Genomic DNA, 23,160 nt, shown 5'->3' on the forward strand with positions numbered 1-23,160 from the left:
TTGTGAACACGCTTAATCGGCGGCCTCCGGAGGCACGAATCGACGCCCGATCCGCGCTTTCAGCCGCTCGCGCACGTCCCGGTAGGCCGCCATGATCTGTTCGCGCGTGCCGCCGGCATCGGTCGGGTCCGGCGTCGGCCAGTATTCGACCTCGACGGCGAGCGAGCGGGTGAGTTCGAGTGCGGCGTGGTGCGCTTCCGGCGCCAGCGTGACGATCAGGTCGAAATAGTCGTCCTCGAGATCGTCCATCGTCTTCGGGTGCCGCTCGCCCAGCGTGAGACCTTCCTCGGCAAGCACGGCATCGACGAACGGATCGCGCTCGCCGGCGCGAACGCCGGCCGAGGCGACGAAGATGGTGGCGGGCAGCATCCGCCGCGCCAGCTGCTCGGCCATTGGCGAGCGCACGGCATTCATGCCGCACAGGAACAGGATCGAACGGGGCAGGCCGCCGGGTGCCAGGGCTAGCCCCGCCAGTGCAGCACGCAGACCAGCGTGAACAGCCGGCGCGCCGTATCGAAATCGATGTCGATCTTGCCGGACAGCCGGTCCATCAGCGTCTGCGAGCCCTCATTGTGCAGGCCGCGGCGGCCCATGTCGATCGCCTCGATATGACTTGGCGTCGAGGAACGGATGGCGTCGTAGTAGCTTTCGCAGATCATGTAGTAGTCCTTGACGATGCGCCTCAGCGGCGTCAGCGACAGGATATGAGTGACGACGGCGGCACCGTCCTCGCGCGCCACGGCAAACACCAGGCGCTGCTCGGCCAGCGACAATTTCAACCGGTAAGGGCCGGCGCCGCCGTCATTGACAGGTTGAAAACTGTTCTCCTCGATCAGGTCGAAGATCGCCACCGCGCGTTCATGCTCGACATCGGGTGTCGAACGGCCGATCGATTCATCGAGTTCGACATCGATCAGCCTGGCGCGGGTTTGATCGGAGTCCGACATAGCGCCTACATGTTCAACCGTATGGCGACGGAGCGTCCGTGCGCATCAAGGCCTTCCGCCTTGGCGAGCGCAATCGCCGCCGGCGCCAAGATCCGCAACTGCTCCGGTCCAAGCTTGAGGATCGACGTGCGCTTGACGAAATCGAGCACGGATAGCCCGGACGAGAAACGTGCCGAGCGTGCCGTCGGCAGCACATGGTTGGAGCCGCCGACATAGTCGCCGATGGCTTCCGGCGTATGGCGGCCGAGAAAGACGGCGCCCGCATTGCGCATTCGCGTCAGAAACCCCTCGGCATCGTCGATTGCCAATTCGACATGTTCGGCGGCGATGCGGTCGACCAGCGGCAGCGCGGCGTCGATGGTCGGCACCAGGATGACGGCGCCGAAATCGCGCCAGCTCGCTGCTGCCGTCTCGGCCCGCGGCAGGCTCTGCAGCTGGCGCTCGACCGCCTGTTCGACAGCGATGCCGAAGGCCGGATCGTCGGTGACCAGGATCGACTGCGCCGATGTGTCGTGCTCGGCCTGGGCCAGCAGATCGGCAGCGATCCAGTCCGGATCGTTGCTGCCGTCGGCCACGACGAGCACTTCCGATGGCCCGGCGATCATGTCGATGCCGACGGTGCCGAAGACCTGCCGCTTGGCCGCCGCAACATAGGCATTGCCCGGGCCGACGATCTTGGCGACCGGCCTGATCGTTTCGGTGCCGTAGGCAAGGGCTGCGATCGCCTGCGCGCCGCCGACGCGGTAGATTTCCGACACGCCGGCGATATCCGCGGCCACCAGCACCAGCGGATTGATGATGCCGCCGGGCGCCGGCACGACCATGACGATGCGTTCGACGCCGGCCACTCTGGCCGGTACGGCGTTCATCAGCACCGAGCTTGGATAGCTCGCCGTGCCGCCCGGCACATAGAGCCCGACCGCCTCGACCGCCGTCCAGCGCCAGCCGAGCTCGACGCCGGCGGCATCCGTATAGCGATCGTCCTTCGGCCGCTGCCGCTCATGGTGGGAGCGGATGCGGTCGCGCGCAAATTCCAGCGCCTCGATCGTCTTTGGGTCGGCGGCCTTGTAAGCCTGGGCGATGTCGTCCTTCGAGACGGCGATGCCTAGCCCAGCCAGATCGGCGCGATCGAATTTCTGTGAATAGTCGATCAGCGCCGCGTCGCCCTCAGTGCGTACACGCGCGATGATCTCGCGCACCACGGCATCGACATCGGCGGACACTTCCCGCTTGGTCAGCAGGAAGGCGGCGAAACGCTGCTCGAAATCGGCATCGGACTGACGAAGCATAATGGCCATCGGACGCTCAGGCCTTGTGGATGGGGCGCGAGGTGGCTTCCCACGCCCCGCCGATATCGGCAAGGCGGGCCTCGATGCATTCGACGTCGAGCATGATCGCGCCGCCGCCCGCAAAGATCAGCTCGACGATGCCGGCCGGCTTGCTGATCTCGATGAAGCTGATTGCCAGCAGGGACAGGATTTCGGCCGGCTTGTCGCGGTCAATGCCGCTCGTCTTGGCGCCCAGCACCCGGTCGAAATGCAGCACGGCCTGCCGCCGCTCATTATGCTGGCGAAACAGGCCGGATTTGGCCTCCCAGACGAAACGGTTCATGGTCAGCAGGAAACGCTTGGCCGCAGGCAGGAATTCGAGGTCGCTGACTTTCAGTACGGCGTCCTGGACATGGGCCGAAACAATGCTCAGGTCCTGGTCGTCGAGTGCGATAAGCTTAAGGGCGGTCATACGGATTTCGCACCTGAAGGTTGACAATTCAACCTTCTGTTAGGCGGTCTTTCCGATCGGTGCAACCACGCCGCAAGTCGCAGCCAATTGACTAAGCCGAAATCCGTTCGATCACCGCGCCGCAGTTGGACAGCTTTTCTTCCAGCCGCTCGAAGCCGCGGTCGAGATGGTAAACCCGGTTGACCGTGGTTTCGCCTTCCGCAGCCAGGCCGGCGATGACCAGCGACACAGAGGCGCGAAGATCGGTCGCCATGACCGGGGCGCCCTTCAGCTTCGGCACACCGTCGACGATCGCCGTCTGGCCCGAAAGCGTGATGTGGGCGCCGAGCCGGGCCAATTCCTGCACATGCATGAAGCGGTTTTCGAAAATCGTCTCGGTGATGCGCGATTTGCCCTTGGCCATGGTCATCAGGCCCATGAACTGAGCCTGCAAATCGGTCGGGAAGGCCGGGAAGGGTGCGGTCGTCACGTCGACGGGCGAAATGCCGGCGCCGTTGCGCTTCACGCGAATGCCGGAATTGGTCGGCGTGATTTCGGCGCCCGTCTGGGCGATCACGTCGAGCGCGGTCTGCAGCAGCTCCGGCCGCGCGCCCTCGAGCACGACGTCGCCGCCGGTCATGGCGACGGCCATGGCATAGGTGCCGGTCTCGATGCGGTCGGGAATGACGCGCACGCGCGCGCCCGACAGCGATTCGACACCGTCGATGGTGATGGTGGGCGTTCCGGCGCCATAAATCTTCGCGCCCATGGCGTTGAGGCATTCGGCCAGGTTGACGATCTCAGGCTCGCAGGCGGCATTTTCCAGCACAGTCTCGCCCTTGGCGAGTGCCGCTGCCATCATCAGCACATGGGTGGCGCCGACCGAGACTTTCGGGAAGATGTAGCGGTTGCCGACAAGGCGGCCATTCCGGGTCTTGGCGATGACATAGCCGGTGTCGACGTCGATATCGGCGCCCAGCGCCTGCAGGCCTTCGAGGAACAGATCGACCGGGCGCGTGCCGATGGCGCAGCCGCCCGGCAGCGACACCTTGGCTTCGCCCATGCGGGCCAGCAACGGGCCGATCACCCAGAACGACGCGCGCATCTTCGACACCAGCTCGTAGGGCGCTGTCGTGTCGACGATGTTGCGGGCGGAGAAATTGATGGTGCGCGAATAGCCCTCATTCTGCTTCTCGCGGCGGCCATTGACCGAATAATCGACGCCGTGATTGCCCAGAATGCGGATCAGCTGCTCGACATCGGCCAGATGCGGCACGTTTTCCAGCGTCAGCGTGTCGTCGGTCAAAAGCGAAGCGATCATCAGGGGCAGGGCCGCGTTTTTCGCGCCCGAGATCGGAATGCTTCCGGAGAGCTTGTTGCCCCCGACAATTCTGATGCGATCCATGGAAGAACGTCCCTCTCGGCCAAAAAGGCCGGTTCAATCGTTTGAGTAGCGGCCCGTCTAGACCATTGGCCGGCTTGGTTCAAGAAATAGGATTTCGCCCAGCCCGGGCCAAGAGTGGCCGATTTGAGTTAATCTTTTTGTATTTCCTTCGATGCAGCAAGCCCGTCCGGGCGCTGATCGGCCTCGCCGGTCCGCCGCGAGCGCGACTGCGCCTTGCGCTTCTGCAGATTGGCGCGCAATTGCTCGGCGAGCCGGTCCTTGCGGTTGGCGCCGCCCTTTTTCGCTGGACCATCCTTTTTCAGTGGAATTACCTTGTCGTCCATCGTCCCGCCTCGGCTGGCGACCAGCCAGCCCGCCATTCAGGGATAGCCAACATTGTGGCGCCGCCATGTCATTAAAAGCTATCCGGCAAGCCTTTCACAGAAGCGTTGCACTTGGCCTTGCGCTTGCCGGTTCGATATGGCAGAAGCCCCGCCATCAGCGGCTGCGGTAGCTCAGTGGTAGAGCACTCCCTTGGTAAGGGAGAGGTCGAGAGTTCAATCCTCTCTCGCAGCACCAGTTCCCAAAGATCATCCTTGTTGCGCACTTTCGTCCTCAGCATTTGCGAGGGCGAGGCGGGTGCATAGCTATTCCATGGGTTGAGAACCCGCGTCTCATCCGGCAGTTGCACATATCAGGAAGGGCGCGGCGATCATGCCGGCAGCCCTGATCAGCAGCGCATTGCTCCAGAAAGAGTTGCAAGAGGCAACCTCCAGTCGAAGCCCATTCTCGGGATGACACGATTCGTTAACCAAGATGCTGTTCATCGGCAGACGTGTTGTGGGATGGATGCCTGTCTGCGCCGGTCAAGTCCATGCCTTGTCAGGTCGAGGACGCCGAGGCTCTTCATCTTGGCGCAGACCTCAAATCGCCCGAAACAAAAACAATCTGCAAGGCATGAACGTGATTGAAAACGAGCAAAACGCGCCCGGCGCTTCCCATCGTTGGACATTGCTGCCGGCCATCGTAGCAGCGTTCCTTTGCCTGTGCGTCACCAGCGCGTTCGCGGAGACGCGCGCTTTGAAGATCCAACATCTCCATACGGGCGAGAAGGCTGAAATCGTCTTCAAGCGCAACGGGCGCTACGATCCGGCGGGGTTGAAGAAGATCAATCTCATGCTGCGCGACTGGCGTCGCAACGAACCGACGAAGATGGATCCGCGCCTGCTCGATCTTGTCTGGCAGGCCTACCGCGCCAGCGGCTCGACAGCCTATATCCATGTGGTCAGCGCCTATCGTTCGCCGGCGACAAACGCAATGCTGCGCAGCCGCTCGAAGGGCGTGGCGAGGGAGAGCCAACACATGGTTGGCCGCGCGATGGATTTCTTCCTGCCGGATGTGCCGCTGAAGAAGCTGCGCGACATCGGCCTCAAGATGCAGGGCGGCGGCGTGGGCTATTACCCTACTTCCGGTTCGCCTTTCATACACATGGATGTCGGCAATGTGCGGCATTGGCCGGGCATCAGCCGCCAGGAACTCGCCAAGGTATTTCCGAACGGCAATACGCTGCATGTGCCGAGCGACGGCAGACCGCTGCCCGGCTATGAGCAGGCGTTTGCCGCCTACAAATCGCGCAAGGGCGCCGGCACGCCCAACATCGAGCTGGCAAACGTCGACGGCGGCCAACGCAAGCCGGCGCGTGGCCTGCTGGCGACGCTTTTGGGCGGCGGAGACGAGTCGGATGATGTCGCGGAAGCGATGCCGGCGCCACGCAAACCGCCCAAGTCCGTCGAACCCAGACCGGCCGGACAGGGTATCGCTATCGTGCCGCCACAGGATGCCCAGCGGGCGGACATCCAGATGGCTGCCAGCGATCCAGGCGAGGAACCGCCAGTTGGGCAGAAGGGAAAGACGCCTGAAGCGATCGTCATGGCCATGGCACCGGGCTCAGTGCCGCTGCCCGCCTTCGCACCGCGCACCGAGCTCACGGCACCCGTTCCCGCCCCGGAAACCGCACCGTTCGCAATCGCCGGTGCGTCCACGGCGCGGGCCGAACTAGCCAAGCCGACAGCAACCGACGCCGGCGTTCCTTTGGGCAAGGCGGATGCCGCTGCCGCCAGCGTCGCGCAGGACATGGTGGCGCTCAACATCCCCTTGCCGACATGGCGGCCGGAAAGCCCGACACGCCAGCCGGAAGCAGTCAAATCTCGCGACGCAATCGGTGCCTTGCTGGCCCTGAACCACGCCGATGACGGCCTTGACAGGCTGACCGGCCAGCGGATTGCAACCCCTGCATCGGAAAGCGAAGATCGGGTCAGGACCAGCCCGAAGGCAGACCGCGTCCAGCCACGTCTCGATCCCGAAGCAACCGCCGTCATTGTGCCAGCCGCATTGTCCGGCCGGCCGATTGGGACAGGTCGCGGCATCGCCGGTGGCGCCGGGCCTGCGACGGCGCGGCTTGTTGCCGCCAATTTCATCCGCACGGCGCCGGAGCACGTCTATCTCGACGGATTCCAGCCGCGAGGACAGACGTCCGATCACCGCCGTTTCACCGGCTCCGCGGTCAAGTTCTTGCCCATCGCCAGCTTCAAATAGGCTGGCCGCGTCCGGGATTTGACCTATCCGGTAGCGAGCAGCCGCTGGCGTGTCGTGCAAGCGAATGCACCCGTTCGACCTGACATGAAATGTGGTGCACGATACGGATCGCGGGGTCGTCGAGGGATTGCGCAACCTATCCTGAAACCTTGCCGGATGGCTCTGTAAGATAATTTCCAAATTTGACAATCATGCATGAAATTGTAAGATAATCATCTTCCGTCAGCGATAGGCGATGACCATGTCCATCCGTGAAGAACTGGCCAACACGACCGTGGCGTTCACCTCCGCGGAAGAAAAGATCGTTCAGGTCCTGCTTGCCGATTATCCCATGTCGGGGCTCGGTACCGCGACCAGGCTGGCGCGGCGCGCCGGTGTCAGCGACCCGAGCGTGACGCGGCTGATGACCAAGCTTGGCTATGTCGGCTTTGCCGACTTCCAGGCGCGCCTGCTCACCGAAGTCGAATCCAGGCTGCATTCGCCGCTGTTGATGATGGAGGCCAAGCGTCCGGGCGGCTCCAGCGAAGGCACCGCACTCGCCTATTTCCATTCGGTTTCCGACAGCCTGGAGCGCACCCGCACCGCGGTGCCGGTGCAGGCCTATACGCGCGCCGTCAACATGCTGCTCGAGAGCAAGGGCCAGGTGGTGCTGCTGGGCGGCCGGTTCAGCCGGCATATCGCGTCCATGCTTGCCGGCTACCTCCTGCAGTTCCGCTCCGGCGTGCGCGACATCGGTTCATTGAGCCCTGCCGATTTCGACCTGTTGATCGACCTTGGCAAGCGCGACCTGCTCGTCGTGTTCGACTACCGGCGCTATCAGTCGGATGTGGTGAGCTTTGCCCAGCAGGCAAAGGAACGCGGCGTCTCCGTCCTGCTGTTCACCGATGTGTGGCTGTCGCCGATAGCTGATATCGCCGATCTGACCATGGTTGCGGCGATCGACGCCAATTCGCCGTTCGACACGCTGGCCACCGCTGTCGCCCAGATGGAAACCGTCTTTGCCCATGCGCTGGAGGGCCATGGCGCGGGCGTGCGCAAGCGCATCGAGGACATCGAGAAGATCCGCAGCGCCAATGCGGTCACGCTCGATGCCGCCCTATCGCCTGCGGCCGACGACGTCAAACCAAAAACCACCAGGAAATAGCGTCGATGCGCCCGGCGCCGTCGCGATGCAAGGAACCAAGAAATGCCTGACAACCAGACCATCATCGACGCCGTGCAGGCTGAGATCGAGACCGATCGCGACTGGTTGATCGGGCTGACCCGCGACATGGTCCGCATCCCTTCGGTCAACCCCAAATTCGAGCCCAACCCGGCGATCAACCGCGAGGCGGATGTCCAGGCGCTGCTTGAGCCGATCCTCAAACAGGACGGATTCAAGACCGAGCAATGGGATGCCTTGCCCGGCCGACCCAATCTGGTCGGCGAATGGGCGGGAGACGAGGACCGCAGCCTGATCCTGTGCGGCCATATCGACGTCGTGCCGGTCGGTGCGATGAAGGATTGGTCGGTCGATCCGTTCGGCGGCGAGATCACCAATGGCCGTCTCTATGGCCGCGGCGCCGTCGACATGAAGGGTGGCGTCGCCGCCTGCATCGCTGCCGCGCGTGCCATCCGCAAAGCGGGCATCACGCTGCAAGGCCGGCTGGCCATCCACTCCGTCGTTGACGAGGAGGCAGGCGGGTTCGGCGCCATGGATGCCGTGAAGAAGGGCAAGCTCGCCAAGGCGGTGCTGGTCGCCGAACCGACCTGGGGCGATGTCCTGCCGGTCGAAGGCGGGCTCGAATGGGCGCGGGTGACGATCCGTGGTCGCAACGCCCATTCGGCGCTGCGCTACAATGAGATCTATCCGCAGCGCCACAACAAGGAGCGGCTGGAGCCGGGCGTCAATGCGATCGAGATCGCCGCCCGCTTCGTCGCCGCCGTGCGCCAGTATGAGCTGGACCGGACGCGGGCGAAATCCCATCCGCTGCTGCCGCTCGGCATGAACACCATCAACATCGGCGTCATGCATGGCGGCACCGGCCTTGGCGAACACGGCCTGCCGACCGTGATGACCAACCCGGCCATCATTCCCGATGTCGCGGTGCTCGACCTCGATATGAAATTCCTGCCGGACGAGAATTCGGCCGACTATCGCCGTGACTTCGAGACTTTCGTCCATCATTTCGCGCAAACCGATGCATGGCTGCGCGACAATCCGCCTGCGATCCAGTGGGAGCTCGGCGGGCTGTATTTCCCGCCGATGAACACGCCGGTCGATCATCCGCTGGTAACCTCGCTGATGAAGCGCAAGGCGATGGTCGGCAAGGCGCCGCAGGCGCGTGGCTTTGTCGCCGTGTGCGATGCCGCGCACTATGCCGGTGCTGGCGTCGACGGTGTCATCTTCGGCCCGTCGGGCGACGGCTTCCATGGTTCCGATGAGTATGTCGAGGTCGAATCGGTGGTCGAAACCGCCAAGGTGATCGCCGCGTCGGTCATCGACTGGTGCGGCATCCGCTGAGGCGGCAGCGCGATCTGGGCAATCGCTTCACGTTTGCGCTGCCCAATCAGGCTGAAGCATTGCCTTGATGGAAGGTCGACCCCCACTCCGTCGAGCTTCGCTCGCCACCTCTCCCCCGATCGACGGGGGAGAGGAAAGGCGCGTGTTCGCCGACCTTGGCTCCATTCCTCTCCCTCCGGAGGGGGGAGAGGTGGCGCTGCGAAGCAGCGACGGAGTGGGGGAAGGCGTTCGCGAAAACGCGCAGCCGCCGCAAGGCAGGCACAACCCTGCGGAGAGGGAAATGCTCGGCAGGGCAATGAGGGGCCGCGCCGACTTCGGTAGATTGATCCTGCCCCGAGCCGATCAGCCCGGGCGTTTGATCCGTCCCGCGACAGCGCCCCATGAAGCCTTGATCATACCGACCAGCCCGCTCGGGTAGGCCAGCATCACGCCGATGATCAGCACCGCCGTGATCATCGGCCGCCATGCGCCGAAATCGGCCATCCATTCGGCGAAGATCGTCAGCACGAAGGAGGCGATGATGGCGCCGTAAATGGTGCTGGTGCCGCCAAGCAGCACCATCGACAGGATAATGGTCGCCAGACTCATGCCGAACACGTCGATCGAGGCATTGCGCTGGTAGGCGGCGTAGAAAGCGCCGGCGATGCCGGTGAAGAAGGCGCTCGCGGCAAGCGTCAGCATGCGCTGGCGCACGATCGAGACACCGCGGCTGATGGCGTATTCCTCATTGTCGCGCAAGGCGACGATGCTGGCCCCGGCGCGTGAGCGCACGAACACGCGCAGGAACAGGGTGCTCGCCACCAGCAATGCCAGCGCGATGTAGAAATAGGCTGACTTGCCGTCGCGGACCATGTTGTGGTCGAACACGTAAAGCCCGGGAATGCGGACCAACCCTTGCGTGCCGCCGGTGATGGCGGACTGGCTGATGATCACCTGCATGACCAGCTGCGCGAAGCCGAAAGTGACCAGGATGATGTAGATACCCTTCAGCCGCAGGATCGGGATGGTCACCAGGATCGCCGCCAGCGTGGCGATGACACCGCTGGCAAACAGCGCGACCCACGGGTCGAATGCGGCCAGCTTGGTCAGCAGGCTGTAGGCATAGACGCCGATGCCGAACAGCGCCAGATGGCCGAAATTGAAGACGCCGCCATAACCGAGGCTGAGATCCCAGTTCGAGGCGACGATCGCATAGATGAAGGCCATGATCAGGATGTGGCGGGCATAGGTGTCGCCGAAGATCAGCGGCAGCAGCGCCAGCAGCGCGAAGCCGAGCACGAAGCCGATGGCCTCGTGCTTCCACGGCGTGCGGCCGGGAGCGATCGGGGCTGCCGCCTCCGCGTGGCTAAGGGTGATCGGCGATGTCGTGTCGGTCATGCTAGGCCTCGGGAGCGGCTGGCGAAAATGCCCTCGGGGCGCACCATCAGGGTCAGGATGAGCACGCCGAACAGCAGCGCCGGCGTCCAGTACAAGCCGAAATAATAGCTGCAGGCGGCCTCGAAGAAGCCGATCAGATAGGCGGCGAAGATCGGTCCCGAAATGCTCGATATGCCGCCGAAGACGACAACGATCAGCGCCTTGAGCAGCGGGTCGCTGCCCATCACCGGCGACATGAAGCGATAGCCGCCCATGAAGATGCCGGCCAGCCCAGCCAGCGAAGCGGCGATGGCGAAGGCCAGCCCATAGAGGGCCGTGACGTTCAGACCGACCAGGTGGCTGGCATCTTCGTTCTGCGCCACGGCGCGCAGCGCCAGCCCGAGCCGCGTGCGGTTGAGAAACATCCACAGTGCGGCCAGGATCAGCGGCGTGATGACGATAATGGCGATCTGGTGCAGGGAGACGCCGACGCCGCCGATGGTGGTGTTGCCGGCGATCAAGGCGGGGATCTGTTTCGAGCGCGGCCCCCAGATGGTCAAGGCGCCATTCTCGATCAGCGATCCGGCCGCCAGCGTGGTGATGACGACGACCAGCACGATGTTGGGCCGACCAATCAGCGGCCGCACGACGCTCGCCTGCAGGATCCAGCCGACGCCGGCCATGACGACAACGGCGATCGGAAAGGCGACCGCCGCCGGCAGGCCGAGCTCGACCAGCTGCCAGGCGATGTAGGCGCCCAGCATCATGAACACGCCATGGCTGAAATTGAACACGCCGATCGTCGTCCAGACGAGCGCGAGTCCGACCGCCATCATGGCGTAGAGCGAGCCCTGGAACAGGCCGCCGAACAGGATTTCCGCCAATGCGCTCATTCCCAAGTTCCTAATGGCCAAAATACATCGACATGATCTCGCCGTGGTCGAGGCTTTCGCCCGGCTTGATCTCGGTCGCCACCGCGCCATGGTTGACGAGGTAGAGTTGCTGCGTCAGCTCCAGCAGGAATTCGATGTCCTGCTCGACGACGATGAGCGGTACGCCGCCGCGCGAAATGTCCATGACGGAGGCGCAGAGCTCGTCCTTGATCTTGGGCGCCAGCCCAAGGGTCGGTTCGTCGAGGATCAGCAGGCGCGGATGGCTCATCAGTGCCGTGCCGATCGACACCATCTGGCGCTCGCCGCCCGACAGCGTGCGCACGCGCTGGCGCCAGCGTTCCGCCAGTTTCGGGAACAGCTTGATCACCTTCTCGCGGTTCTCGGCCTCATGCGGCCGGGCTCGCGGCGAATAGGCGCCGAGCGCCATGCAGTCGGCGATGGAGAGATCGGGAAACAGCCGGTTGCCTTGCGGCACATGGATCAGGCCGGCGCCGACGATGGCGCGCGCGCTGTGGCCGACAATGTCCTGTCCGTCGAACAGGATGCGGCCGCTCTTCGGCTGCAGCAGCCCGGAGATCGCTCGCAGCAGCGTCGTCTTGCCATGGCCGTTGGGGCCGAACAGGCCGACATTGCCGAAGCGGCCGGCCTCCAGCGAGATATCGTGCAGCACGGTGACGCGGCCATAGCCGGCGGTGACGCCTTCGACACTGAGAATGGGGTTCACGCCGCCGACCTCCTCGTGCCGAGATAGGCTTCGATGACGCGCGGGTCGGCAATCACGCCGGCCGGATCGCCGGCGGCCAGCACGCGGCCATTGTTGAGCACCAGCAGGTGCTGCGAAAGGCTCATCAGGAAGGTCAGCACATGCTCGATCAACAGGATGGTGATGCCGCGTTCGGCGGTGCGGCGGATCAGGCCGATCGATGTCTCGATCTCGGGCTTGGTCAGGCTCGACGCCGGTTCGTCAAGCAAGAGCATGCGCGGCTGCATGGCGACCGCGGTGGCAAGCATCAGGCATTTGCGCTCGAAGACGGACAGTTCGCCGGCAAGCCTGCCGAACGACTGGGACCCCAGGCCGACAAACTCCAGTGCCTCGGCGGCCGCGTTGCGGGCCGTAGCCGCTGTCTTTTCCTGCTTGCCGTAGCTGGCGCCGATCAGCGCGTTCTCGAACACGGTCAGCCCGTCGAAGCTGGTCTCGCGCTGAAACGTACGGGCAAGGCCGAGGCGCGCGATGGCGTGTCCCGACTTGCCGTTTATGGCAATGCCGTCAAAGCGGATCTGGCCCCGGTCGGGGCCGAACGGGATGCCGGTGATGATGTTGAACAGCGTGCTCTTGCCGCTGCCGTTCGGGCCGGCGATGCCAAAGATCTCGCCGGCCTCGACCTTGAACGACACGCCATCGACGGCCTTCAGCGAACCGAAGGCCTTCGACACGTCGTCCAGTTCAAGCAGGGCCATTCCTCACTTCATCCAGGGCTGGAGCTTGAAGGCGCCGGTGGCGTATTTCTCCGGCGAGATCAGCGTGCGCTGGCCGTCCCAGATCTGGAAGAAGGTGATCGGGATATAGTCGTCGCCCTGCGTGGCAAGGTGGGTGGCGGGATCGAACTTCAGCCGCCCTTCCGCGACCTGCTTGTCGGTCTCCGACAGCGCCTTCATGATCGCCGCATGGTCGGATGCGCCGCCGACTTTCTTGACCGCGTCGAAATAGACATTGGTCATTTCGTAGAGGCCAACGCCATAGGTGCCGCTCTCGACGCCGTATTTTGCCTTGAACTTGGCCGCCACTTCATCGGCGCGCGGGTTCTTCGGGGTGGTCAGCGCGCCGCCGAGCAGATTGTAGATGACACCATCCGATTTCTTGCCGGTCAGCTCGACGAACTCCGGCACGCTCGGCGCATATTGCAGGAAGACGAGGCTCTTGGTCGGCTGTTCGAGGAACTGGTTCAGGAACGACGCCGAATTGCCCGGCAGGTAGTCGGTGTTGATGACCACATCCGGAACGTTCTCGCGCACCTTGGCGAGGATCGAACGCCAGTCGGTCACTTCGCCGAACGGCACGATCTCGTCGACGGTGATGGTCCAGCCCTTCTCCTTGAAGGTCTTCTTCATGCCTTCGGAGATGGTCTTCGAATAGGCGTTGTCGGACGAGATGATGGCGACCTTCTTGGTCGGCAAGGTGATCTTGCCGTCGGCCGCGAGCTTTTCGACGAACAGGGTGACGTCGGTGTTGTAGGCGTCGAAGGAAGGCGTCAGCGACCAGCAGCACATGTATTTGTCGGGGCTCGGCGCGATGATGTCCCTGGTCTGCTGCGAGGTGGCCGCGAGCATATAGGGCATGTCCGCCTCGGCCATGTTGTCGATCTCGAAATTCGTCAGGCTGGCGTAGCCGGTCAGCATGAAATGCACGCCCGGATCGCCAAGCAGGCGCTCGACCGCGCTGGTGACGTTGCCGGCGGACTGGTCCTTGACGTCGCCGACCACCAGCTCGAACGTGTCCCCGGCAACGCCGCCGGCCGCGTTCGCTTCGTCGATGGCCATCTGCACGCCGCGCTGGAATTCCTGGCCGTCCGCCGCGGCAGGGCCGGTCAGCGGCGCAAGCAGGCCGATCTTGACGACATCGGCGAAGGCGGGAGCGCCTGATGCGGCAAACATGCCGATCAGCGTCGTGCTCATCAGGATATGGCGGATTCGACTTGCGGCGGATTTCGGTTTCATTCGTGCTGTTCCCTGTTTTCCTCCCGTTCATCGGGAGTTGGATAATTGACAATCTACGCATAATTGTTCTTATTTGAAAAGGATTTTTCAGCGCAACCTGACCGGGAAATGTTTACGGCGGGACACGGGGGAACAGTGGCGCTTTGTTGCGCAGCTGCTTCAAAACAGGGCAATTCCAGACGGAGCCGACAATGACGATCTCGCAGAAGACCCTTGAAACCAGCCACGGTAAGATCGCGGTGCGCCAGACCGGTGGCCGGGGAGCCGCTGTTATGCTGATCCACGGCAATTCGTCTTCCAGCGCCGTTTTCCGCAATCAGCTCGAGAGCCCGCTGGGCGAGCGCTATCACATCATCGCTCCCGATCTGCCCGGCCACGGAGCTTCAGGCGATGCGGTCGATCCGGAGCGCTCCTACAGCATGGAAGGTTATGCCGATGCCATGACCGAAGTGCTCGGGCTGCTCGGGGTCGACAAGGCCATCGTCTTCGGCTGGTCGCTCGGCGGCCATATCGGATTGGAGATGATCGACCGCTTTCCCGGCCTGCTCGGCCTGATGATCACCGGCACCCCGCCGGTATCACCCGACGAAGTCGGCAACGGCTTCAAGCCGAGCCCGCATATGCACCTTGCCGGACAGGAAACCTTCAGCACCGCCGATGTTGAGGCCTATGCGCGCAGCACCTGCGGCGAGCCGTTCGAACCGTTTCTCCTCGACACGGTGGCGCGCACCGACGGGCGCGCCCGGCGCCTGATGTTCGAAAAATTCGCGGCCGGCACCGGCAGGAACCAGCGCGAGATCGTCGCCGGCAAGACGCCGCCGATCGCCGTTTTGAACGGCATCGACGAACCTTTCGTCAACACCGATTTCGTCTCGGCTGTGAAATTCTCCAATTTGTGGGAAGGCAAGGCGCACCTGTTCGACAAATCCGGCCACGCGCCGTTCTGGGATTCGCCGGACCGCTTCAATCCGATCTTCGCCCGCTTCCTGGCGAGTGTGGATCAGGCATAGGTCCGTCGAAAAGGCTACGCCACCGACCACCCGCCTCCTTGGCGGACTGCGCCCTTGACAAGGACATCGCTTGCGCTCGGGCTTGCCACGCGCCGGCCATCATGATGCCATCTCCCTGCGGAAGATTGCACCTTGCGGGTTCCGGGGTGGGCGATGCTGCTTGGGCGAATGACTGTTGAGGGTGCGCGCATGTGCGTGGCGTTTGTCGCCGCGCTGATCTTGTGCCTGTGTGCGCTGGCCGCGGCTCAAGCCGAGGAGCCGAAGGCGCTGAAAGGTATCGCGCTCATCATCGGCCAGTCCGACTATCAGCATGTCGGCAAATTGCCCAATCCCGAAAACGATGCCCGCGCCATCGAGGAAATGTTCGACAAGCTCGGCTTCGAGACCGATGTCGCCACCAACCGCGACGCACGCAAATTGCGGCGCGATCTCGAAGGCTTCGTTGACGATGCCGAGGGCGCCGATGTTGCCGTCATCTATTATTCGGGCCACGGCATAGAGGCTGGCGGCGAAAATTTTCTAGTGCCGGTCGATGCCGATGTCTCGGCGCTCGACGATGCCGGCGAAAAACTGGTGCCGTTGTCGTCGATCGTCGTCGAGCTGAAGGAGAAGGTGCCGGTCACCATCGTGCTGCTCGATGCCTGCCGCAACGATCCGTTCCCGCCGGGCACGTTGCTGAAGCTGACGCCGGGCGATGACGGCAAGCCGATCGGCGCCGGCGGTCTGGGCGAAACCCGCAGTGTCGTGGCACTGAACAACAGCGCGCCGGCCAAGGGCTCGGCCGACGACAGCCTTGGCCAGGTCATCGGCTTTGCCGCCGAGCCTGGCAAGGTCGCGCTCGACGGTCCGGCCGACGGCAACAGCCCCTATGCGGCGGCGATATTGCGCCACATCGACACGATGGGCGGCGAGGAATTCGGCACCGTGCTGCGCATGATCGGCGAGGAGGTCTATCTCAAGACCAACGGCCAGCAGCGGCCATGGGTCAATGAGAGCCTGCGCCGGCTGCTCTATTTCGGCACGCCCACCGAGCAGCCGAAGGGCGACGAGGGCGAAATCCTCAGCGAGCGCCGCCGGTTGCTGGTCACCATCTCGGCGCTGCCCGATCCGGAACGCCGCCAGATCGAAACCATTTCCCGCGATGGCGGCGTGCCGATGGACGCGCTCTACGCCATGCTGAAGACGCTCGGCACAGACGCGCCGAAAGACCCGGCCGAGCTCGACAAACTGCTGCGCGGCCAGACCGAGCGGCTGAAGCAGGTGCTGGCTGAGCAGTCGGCCTTGAAAAGCCAGGACCCGGAAATCGTCCGTCTGTCGAAACTGGCCGAACAGGCTGTGCAGGAGGGCGCGCTCGATGCCGCGCAGAAATTTCATGAGCAGGCCAAGGCCCGTGTCGGCGAGCTGTCGAAGACCGTCGACCAGGCCGAAGCCGATCTCAAGGCGCGCCGGCTGGAGTTTGCGGAAGTCTTCGCCAGCAGCGCCAAAACCTACGAGCTGTCTTTCAACTATCTCAAGGCGGCGCAGGACTACGCCAAGGCCTATGATGAAGTGGAAAAATGGAGCGATGTGGACGCCTGGTTCTACAAGGGAGCAGAGGCCGAGGCGCTTTCCAACCAGGGCGCGTTCTCCGGCGACAACGCGTTTCTGGTGCAGGCGGTGGCCGCTTACGAAAAGAGCCTGACCTATGTGTCGCGCGAAAAAACCCCGCGCAGCTGGGCGGCCACGCAGAACAACCTCGCCACCACTTTGTCGACGCTGGGCGAGCGCGAGGCCGGCCGCGACAATCTCGACAAGGCGGCCGCCGCCTTCGAGCAGGCGCTGAGTGTCTACACCCGCGAAGCCTATCCGGACGACTGGGCGTCCACATCAGGCAATCTCGGCACCGTCTACTGGCGACTCGGCCAGCGCGAAAACGGCACAGTGCTGCTCGACAAGGCGGTCGCGACCTTCCGCACAGCGCTTGAGGTGCAAGGCTCGAAAAAGGTGCCGCTGGAATGGGCGGCGAGCGAGAACAATCTTGGCATCGTGCTGTCGGAACTCGGCGAGCGCGAGACGAGCAGCGACAGTTTTCGCGCCGCGATCGAAGCGCATCGCGCCGCCTTGACGGAATACAGCCGCGCGCGCGTGCCGCTCGACTGGGCGTTGAGTCAGGTCAATCTCGGTGCGGCGCTGTTTCGCCTTGGCGCAAGAGAAAAGGATGTGGCCTTGCTGGAGCAGGCGGTTGCAGCCTACCAGTCGGCAACGGAGGAAATGACGAGGGAACGTGCCCCGGCGCAATGGGCGACGATCCGCAACAATATGAGCTCGGCGCTGGAGACGATCGGCGAAATCAATGGCGATGTCGCCACGCTGCAGCGTGCACGCGATGCTGCGGAGGCAGCACTCACCGTCTGGACGCGCGAGCATGCGCCGGCAAGCTGGGCGAACGGCCAGCTGACGCTCGGCAATGCGTTGCAGCGCCTCGGCGCCAAGCAGGACGACAGCGCCACGCTGCTCAAGGCGGTCGCCGCCTATGAGGCGGCGCTCTCTGAATATCCGCGCGAAAAACTGCCGCTCGACTGGGCTTCGCTGCAGCAGAATCTGGGCTCCGCCTATGCGTCGCTCGGCGATCGCGACACGGGGGTCGACTATCTGCAAAAGTCGGCGAGCGCCTATCGCAACGCATCGGAGGTCTATACCGCCACTGCCGCTCCGCTCGAATTCGCCGCGATCGAGCACAGTCTCGGCAGCACGCTGTCGAGCTGGGGCGACCGCGCCGGCGACAGCGCAGTGCTCGAACAAGCGGTCGCCGCTTACGATGCCGCGCTCACCGTGCGGACCAAGGAAAGCGCTGCGAAAGACTGGGCGAAGACGCAGTACCGGCTCGGCGCCGCCCTTTCCATGCTTGGCAAGGCCGATGGCGGCCCGGTCGAGGCGCTTGAGCGCTCGGTGACAGCCTATCGTGCGGCACTTGAAGTGCAGACCCGCGACAGCGACCCGGAGGCCTGGGCGGCAACGCAATGGGGGCTGGGCCATGTGCTTCTGGTGCTGGGCGACCGCACGAGCAACGGTGAGGATTTCGGCCAGTCGGTGACGGCGCTCGAAGCGGCCTTGCCTCTCTATGATATCGCCACGGTGCCGGAGGATCACGCCCAGCTGCAAAATGACCTCGGCAGCGCCTATTACTACCTTGCCGGCGCCAGCAATGATCCGTCGCTCTACCAGAAGGCGGCGACGGCGCATGAGGTGGCTCTGGCCGTCTACGCTAAATTGCCGGACCGGACTTTATGGGCTTCGGTCGAGGGCGATCTCGGCAATGCGCGGATGATGCAGGCCAGTGCTGCCTCCGACCCCGACACCATGGCGAAGTCGGTGCAGGCCTACGAGGCTGCTCTGTCGGTGACGACCCGCGACAAGGATGCCGACGGCTGGATCCGCAACCAGGCCAACCTCGCCAGCGCGCTGTCGACGCTGGGCTACTGGCGCAACGATGTCGCCTTGCTGAAGCATTCGGCCGGTATTTACCGCAGCATACAAAGCGTGCGCACCCGCGATCGCGCGCCGGAGCAATGGGCGCGCACGCAAGGCGATTTCGCCCGTGTGCTCGGCATGATCGGTGAGAAGGCGCCGGAGCCGGCGGTGTTCGACGAAGCCATCGCCGTCAACCGGGCGCTCGCCGACGAGGTCGGCCGTGATCGCGATCCCGACCGCTGGGCCAGCCTGCAGAACGAAGTCGGCTACTCCTTGACGCTCGCCGGCCGGGCCGAAAACAACGTTGCCCGCTTCGAGGAGGCCGTGCCGATCCTGCGCGAGGCGATCGCCGTGCAGAAGAAGATCAATTCGGTGCCGGGCATCGCCTTCACTGAAGATAGCCTGTGCGACGTGCTGACCGATCTGGGCACCGCCCGCAAGCAGAAGGCGCTTGCCGAAGAAGCGATCGCCGCTTGCCAGGATGCGCTTGTCATCTTCCGGAAGCGCAAGATGGACGATCTCACCGCCGGCTCGGAGAAAAACCTCGCCGAGGCACAGGCCCTGCTGGCCGAGTTGCACTGACGGAATTGCCGCTCTGGAGCCAGGTGCTTGCAACGACGCGTGACAATGATGATCGTCTGTCGTATATTGACATAAAGATATCCTTATGTGACATGAAAAGGCTTGTCGCCAAAGGGATAAAAAATGTCGCAGAATTCTGCATCGCTGGACGCTTTGTTCGGCCCCGTCGCGGCAAAACCCGACGGGTCGGACGTGCTTGCTGCGCTCACAGTGGCGGCGCGCGAACGCATCCTCATCCTTGACGGCGCCATGGGCACGCAGATCCAGGGGCTCGGCTTCGACGAGGACCAGTTTCGCGGCGAGGCCTTCGCCGGCTGCGCCTGCCACCAGCAAGGCAACAACGATCTTCTGATCCTGACCCAGCCCGGGGCGATCGAGGAGATCCACTATCAGTACGCCATCGCAGGCGCCGACATCCTCGAAACCAACACTTTCTCCTCGACTTCCATCGCGCAGGCCGATTACGGCATGGAGGATGCCGTCTACGCGCTGAATCGCGATGGCGCGCGACTGGTGCGGCGAGCCGCTGTTCGTGCCGAGCAGCAGGACGGCAAGCGCCGTTTCGTCGCCGGCGCGCTCGGGCCGACCAATCGCACTGCCTCGATGTCACCCGACGTCAACAACCCCGGCTACCGCGCCGTGACCTTCGACGATCTTCGCCTCGCCTATGGCGAACAGCTGCGCGGACTGATCGACGGTGGCGCCGACATCATCCTGATCGAGACCATCTTCGACACGCTGAACGCCAAGGCGGCGATCTTCGCAGCAGAAGAGATCTTCATCGAGAAGGGCGTGCGCCTGCCGGTGATGATCTCCGGTACCATCACGGATCTCTCCGGCCGCACGCTGTCCGGCCAGACGCCGACCGCCTTCTGGCATTCGGTGCGTCATGCCAGTCCCTTCACCATCGGCCTCAACTGCGCGCTCGGCGCCAATGCCATGCGTGACCATCTGGCCGAAATATCAGGCGTCGCCAACACCTTCACCTGCGCCTATCCGAATGCCGGCCTGCCCAATGAATTCGGTAGGTATGACGAGAGCCCGGAATTCATGGCCGCACAGATCGAGGATTTTGCCCGCGAGGGACTGGTCAATGTCGTCGGCGGCTGCTGCGGTTCGACGCCGGAGCACGTCCGCGCCATCGCTGAGGCGGTGCGGAAGTATCCACCGCGCGCCATTCCGGACATCGAGCCCAAGATGCGCCTGTCCGGGCTGGAGCCGTTCACGCTCACCGACGAGATTCCGTTCGTCAATGTCGGCGAGCGCACCAATGTCACCGGGTCGGCCAAGTTCAGGAAGCTGATCACGGCGGGCGACTATGTCGCCGCGCTCGACGTAGCGCGCGACCAGGTCGCCAATGGCGCCCAGATCATCGACATCAACATGGATGAGGGGCTGATCGATTCGAAGAAGGCGATGGTCGAATACCTGAACCTGATCGCCGCCGAGCCGGACATCGCCCGCGTTCCCGTCATGGTCGACAGTTCGAAATGGGAGATCATCGAGGCCGGCCTGAAATGCGTGCAGGGCAAGCCGCTGGTCAACTCCATCTCGATGAAGGAAGGCGAAGAGGCATTCCTGCATCATGCCAGGCTGGTGCGTGCCTATGGCGCGGCGGTGGTCGTCATGGCCTTCGATGAGAACGGCCAGGCCGACACCAAGGCGCGCAAGGTCGAGATCTGCAGCCGCGCCTACAAGCTGCTGACCGAGCAGGCCGGCTTCCCGCCCGAGGACATCGTCTTCGACCCCAATGTCTTCGCGGTCGCCACCGGCATCGAGGAGCACGACAATTACGGCGTCGACTTCATCGAAGCGACCAGCGAGATCACCGGCACGCTGCCCCATGTCCACATCTCCGGCGGCGTGTCGAACCTGTCCTTCTCGTTCAGGGGCAACGAGCCGGTGCGCGAGGCCATGCATGCGGTGTTCCTCTACCATGCCATCCAGCGCGGCATGGACATGGGCATCGTCAATGCCGGCCAGCTTGCCGTCTACGATACGATCGAGCCGGCGCTGCGCGAGGCCTGCGAGGATGTCGTGCTCAACCGCGTGCCGAGGGCCGGCGGCACAGCTACCGAACGCATTCTGGAGATCGCCGAACGCTTCAAGGGCACGGTGGGCCAGGAAGCCAAGGAGCGCGATCTCGCCTGGCGCGAATGGACTGTCGAACAGCGGATCAGCCATGCGCTGGTCAACGGCATCACCGAATTCATCGACGCCGACACCGAGGAAGCGCGGCTGGCCGCCGAGCGCCCGCTGCATGTCATCGAAGGTCCGCTGATGGCCGGCATGAACGTCGTCGGCGATCTGTTCGGCGCGGGCAAGATGTTCCTGCCGCAAGTGGTGAAGTCGGCGCGGGTGATGAAGCAGGCGGTGGCCGGATTGCTGCCGCATATGGAGGCCGAGAAGCTGGCCAATGCCGCCAATGGCATCGACAATGGCGAGCGCCAGACGGCTGGAAAAATCCTGATGGCGACGGTGAAGGGCGATGTCCACGACATCGGCAAGAACATCGTCGGCGTGGTGCTAGCCTGCAACAATTACGAGATCATCGATCTCGGCGTCATGGTGCCGGCGGCAAAGATCCTGCAGACGGCGCGCGAGAGACAAGTCGACATTATCGGCCTGTCCGGCCTGATCACGCCGTCGCTCGACGAGATGGTGCACATGGCCGCCGAGATGGAGCGCGAAGGTTTCGACATTCCGCTGCTGATCGGCGGCGCGACGACCAGCCGGGTGCACACGGCGGTGAAGATCCACCCGCGCTACACCAAGGGCCAGACGGTCTATGTCACCGACGCCAGCCGGGCGGTCGGCGTGGTCTCGTCCTTGCTGTCGAACGAAACCAAGGGCGGCTATGTCGACACGGTGCGCGCCGAATACAAGAAGGTCGCCGACGCGCATGCCCGCTCCGAAGCCGACAAGCAGCGGCTGCCGCTGGCCAAGGCGAGGGCCAATGCGCATCGGATCGACTGGTCTGAATATGAGCCGCCGAAGCCGTCCTTCACGGGCGTGAAGGTGTTCGAGAACTGGGACCTCACCGAACTCGCGCGCTACATCGACTGGACGCCGTTCTTCCAGACCTGGGAGCTGAAGGGCCGCTATCCGAAAATCCTTGAGGACGAGGCGCAAGGATCCGCCGCGCGCCAGCTGTTCGAGGATGCGCAGGCGATGCTGAAGAAGATCATTGCCGAAAAATGGTTCGCGCCGCGCGGCGTCATCGGTTTCTGGCCGGCCAATGCCGTCGGCGACGACATCAGGCTGTTCACGAACGAGGCACGCTCGCAGGAACTGGCGACGTTCTTCACCTTGCGCCAGCAGCTGACCAAGCGCGACGGCAAAGCCAATGTCGCGCTGTCGGATTTCGTCGCGCCTGTGGACAGCGGCAAGCCCGACTACATCGGCGGCTTCATCGTCACCGCCGGCATCGAGGAGGTGGCGATCGCCGAGCGCTTCGAGCGCGCCAATGACGACTATTCCTCGATCATGGTCAAGGCGCTGGCCGACCGCTTCGCCGAAGCCTTTGCCGAGCGCATGCATGAGAAGGTGCGCAAGGAGTTCTGGGGCTACGTGCCAGACGAAGCGCTGGCGCCCGACGAGCTGATCGGCGAACCCTATCGCGGCATCCGCCCGGCGCCCGGCTATCCCGCGCAGCCCGACCACACCGAGAAGGCGACGCTGTTCCGGTTGCTCGACGGCGAAGGCAATGCCGGTGTGAGCCTGACCGAAAGCTACGCGATGTGGCCGGGCTCGTCCGTGTCGGGGATCTATCTGTCGCATCCCGAAAGCTATTATTTCGGCGTCGCCAAGGTCGAACGCGACCAGGTGGAGGACTATGCTGTTCGTAAGGACATGCCCTTGGCCGAGGTCGAGCGCTGGCTGGGCCCCATCCTCAACTACGTGCCGGCGCACTATGCCGAGGCGGCGGAATAGCTGATGCCGGCGCGCGTCTGATGGAGAAGCGACAGGCGAATGCCAATCGCTTCTCCATTGTCATCCTGGCCCG

The 23,160-nt window shown here is 63.8% G+C and carries 17 protein-coding genes and 1 tRNA gene; 7 read left to right on the top strand and 11 right to left on the bottom strand.

What is annotated here, in order from left to right:
• Positions 1 to 12: 12 nt before the first annotated feature.
• From FCU66_RS05565 to FCU66_RS05590, 6 genes are all read right to left on the bottom strand, one after another.
• The gene (locus FCU66_RS05565) at positions 13 to 474 is read right to left on the bottom strand and encodes an arsenate-mycothiol transferase ArsC (protein WP_136617174.1); all 462 of its coding nucleotides are present in this window, start codon (positions 472 to 474) and stop codon (positions 13 to 15) included.
• Positions 462 to 947, bottom strand: coding sequence for a UPF0262 family protein (locus FCU66_RS05570; RefSeq protein WP_136617175.1), 486 nt, complete (start codon positions 945 to 947; stop codon positions 462 to 464). The genes FCU66_RS05565 and FCU66_RS05570 overlap by 13 nt, the downstream gene beginning before the upstream one ends.
• A gap of 5 nt (positions 948 to 952) precedes the next feature.
• The gene (gene hisD / locus FCU66_RS05575) at positions 953 to 2,245 is read right to left on the bottom strand and encodes a histidinol dehydrogenase (RefSeq protein WP_136617176.1); all 1,293 of its coding nucleotides are present in this window, start codon (positions 2,243 to 2,245) and stop codon (positions 953 to 955) included.
• A gap of 7 nt (positions 2,246 to 2,252) precedes the next feature.
• Positions 2,253 to 2,687: a DUF2948 family protein gene (locus tag FCU66_RS05580; RefSeq protein ID WP_136617177.1), complete on the bottom strand. Its 435-nt coding sequence runs from the start codon at positions 2,685 to 2,687 to the stop codon at positions 2,253 to 2,255.
• A gap of 91 nt (positions 2,688 to 2,778) precedes the next feature.
• On the bottom strand, positions 2,779 to 4,071 hold the full coding sequence (gene murA, locus FCU66_RS05585) for a UDP-N-acetylglucosamine 1-carboxyvinyltransferase (RefSeq protein ID WP_109670551.1): 1,293 nt from the start codon (positions 4,069 to 4,071) through the stop codon (positions 2,779 to 2,781).
• Positions 4,072 to 4,199: 128 nt separating this feature from the next.
• The gene (locus tag FCU66_RS05590; protein ID WP_136617178.1) at positions 4,200 to 4,394 is read right to left on the bottom strand and encodes a hypothetical protein; all 195 of its coding nucleotides are present in this window, start codon (positions 4,392 to 4,394) and stop codon (positions 4,200 to 4,202) included.
• A gap of 160 nt (positions 4,395 to 4,554) precedes the next feature.
• Between FCU66_RS05590 and FCU66_RS05595 the strand changes: the two genes are divergently transcribed.
• From FCU66_RS05595 to FCU66_RS05610, 4 genes are all read left to right on the top strand, one after another.
• Positions 4,555 to 4,629, top strand: a tRNA-Thr gene (locus FCU66_RS05595).
• 378 nt (positions 4,630 to 5,007) lie between these two features.
• Positions 5,008 to 6,645: a peptidoglycan L,D-endopeptidase MepK gene (locus tag FCU66_RS05600; protein ID WP_136617179.1), complete on the top strand. Its 1,638-nt coding sequence runs from the start codon at positions 5,008 to 5,010 to the stop codon at positions 6,643 to 6,645.
• A 241-nt stretch (positions 6,646 to 6,886) separates the two neighbouring features.
• A complete protein-coding gene (locus FCU66_RS05605) occupies positions 6,887 to 7,789 on the top strand; it encodes a MurR/RpiR family transcriptional regulator (protein ID WP_136617180.1) in 903 nt (300 codons plus the stop codon).
• A gap of 42 nt (positions 7,790 to 7,831) precedes the next feature.
• Positions 7,832 to 9,148, top strand: coding sequence for a M20 family metallopeptidase (locus FCU66_RS05610; protein ID WP_136617181.1), 1,317 nt, complete (start codon positions 7,832 to 7,834; stop codon positions 9,146 to 9,148).
• A 342-nt stretch (positions 9,149 to 9,490) separates the two neighbouring features.
• Here the strand turns inward: FCU66_RS05610 and FCU66_RS05615 are convergent, their stop codons facing one another.
• The 5 genes from FCU66_RS05615 to FCU66_RS05635 are packed head-to-tail and all read right to left on the bottom strand — an operon-like array spanning position 9,491 to position 14,112.
• Positions 9,491 to 10,525 (bottom strand): branched-chain amino acid ABC transporter permease, encoded by a 1,035-nt coding sequence (locus tag FCU66_RS05615; RefSeq protein WP_136617182.1) that lies wholly within the window; start codon positions 10,523 to 10,525, stop codon positions 9,491 to 9,493.
• Positions 10,522 to 11,397 carry a branched-chain amino acid ABC transporter permease gene (locus FCU66_RS05620; RefSeq protein WP_126067682.1) on the bottom strand — a complete coding sequence of 292 codons (876 nt, stop codon included), beginning with the start codon at positions 11,395 to 11,397 and terminating at the stop codon, positions 10,522 to 10,524. Before FCU66_RS05620 ends, FCU66_RS05615 begins: the two co-directional genes overlap by 4 nt.
• 10 nt (positions 11,398 to 11,407) lie before the next feature.
• Positions 11,408 to 12,121: an ABC transporter ATP-binding protein gene (locus FCU66_RS05625; protein WP_136617183.1), complete on the bottom strand. Its 714-nt coding sequence runs from the start codon at positions 12,119 to 12,121 to the stop codon at positions 11,408 to 11,410.
• Complete coding sequence (locus FCU66_RS05630; RefSeq protein ID WP_136617184.1) at positions 12,118 to 12,855, bottom strand: ABC transporter ATP-binding protein; 738 nt, start codon at positions 12,853 to 12,855, stop codon at positions 12,118 to 12,120. Before FCU66_RS05630 ends, FCU66_RS05625 begins: the two co-directional genes overlap by 4 nt.
• A gap of 3 nt (positions 12,856 to 12,858) precedes the next feature.
• Complete coding sequence (locus FCU66_RS05635; RefSeq protein ID WP_136617185.1) at positions 12,859 to 14,112, bottom strand: ABC transporter substrate-binding protein; 1,254 nt, start codon at positions 14,110 to 14,112, stop codon at positions 12,859 to 12,861.
• Positions 14,113 to 14,303: 191 nt separating this feature from the next.
• Here FCU66_RS05635 and FCU66_RS05640 point away from each other — a divergent pair, with 191 nt between their 5' ends.
• The 3 genes from FCU66_RS05640 to metH all read left to right on the top strand — a co-directional run bounded on the left by FCU66_RS05640 (position 14,304) and on the right by metH (position 23,087).
• Entirely contained in the window at positions 14,304 to 15,122 is an 819-nt protein-coding gene (locus FCU66_RS05640) for an alpha/beta fold hydrolase (RefSeq protein WP_136617186.1), read from the top strand.
• 189 nt (positions 15,123 to 15,311) lie between these two features.
• Complete coding sequence (locus FCU66_RS05645) at positions 15,312 to 19,154, top strand: caspase family protein (protein WP_168991813.1); 3,843 nt, start codon at positions 15,312 to 15,314, stop codon at positions 19,152 to 19,154.
• A 123-nt stretch (positions 19,155 to 19,277) separates the two neighbouring features.
• The gene (gene metH / locus FCU66_RS05650) at positions 19,278 to 23,087 is read left to right on the top strand and encodes a methionine synthase (RefSeq protein WP_136617188.1); all 3,810 of its coding nucleotides are present in this window, start codon (positions 19,278 to 19,280) and stop codon (positions 23,085 to 23,087) included.
• Positions 23,088 to 23,160 lie beyond the last annotated feature (73 nt).

This window comes from Mesorhizobium norvegicum (assembly GCF_004919685.1).
Classification (GTDB): Bacteria; Pseudomonadota; Alphaproteobacteria; order Rhizobiales; family Rhizobiaceae; genus Mesorhizobium; species Mesorhizobium norvegicum.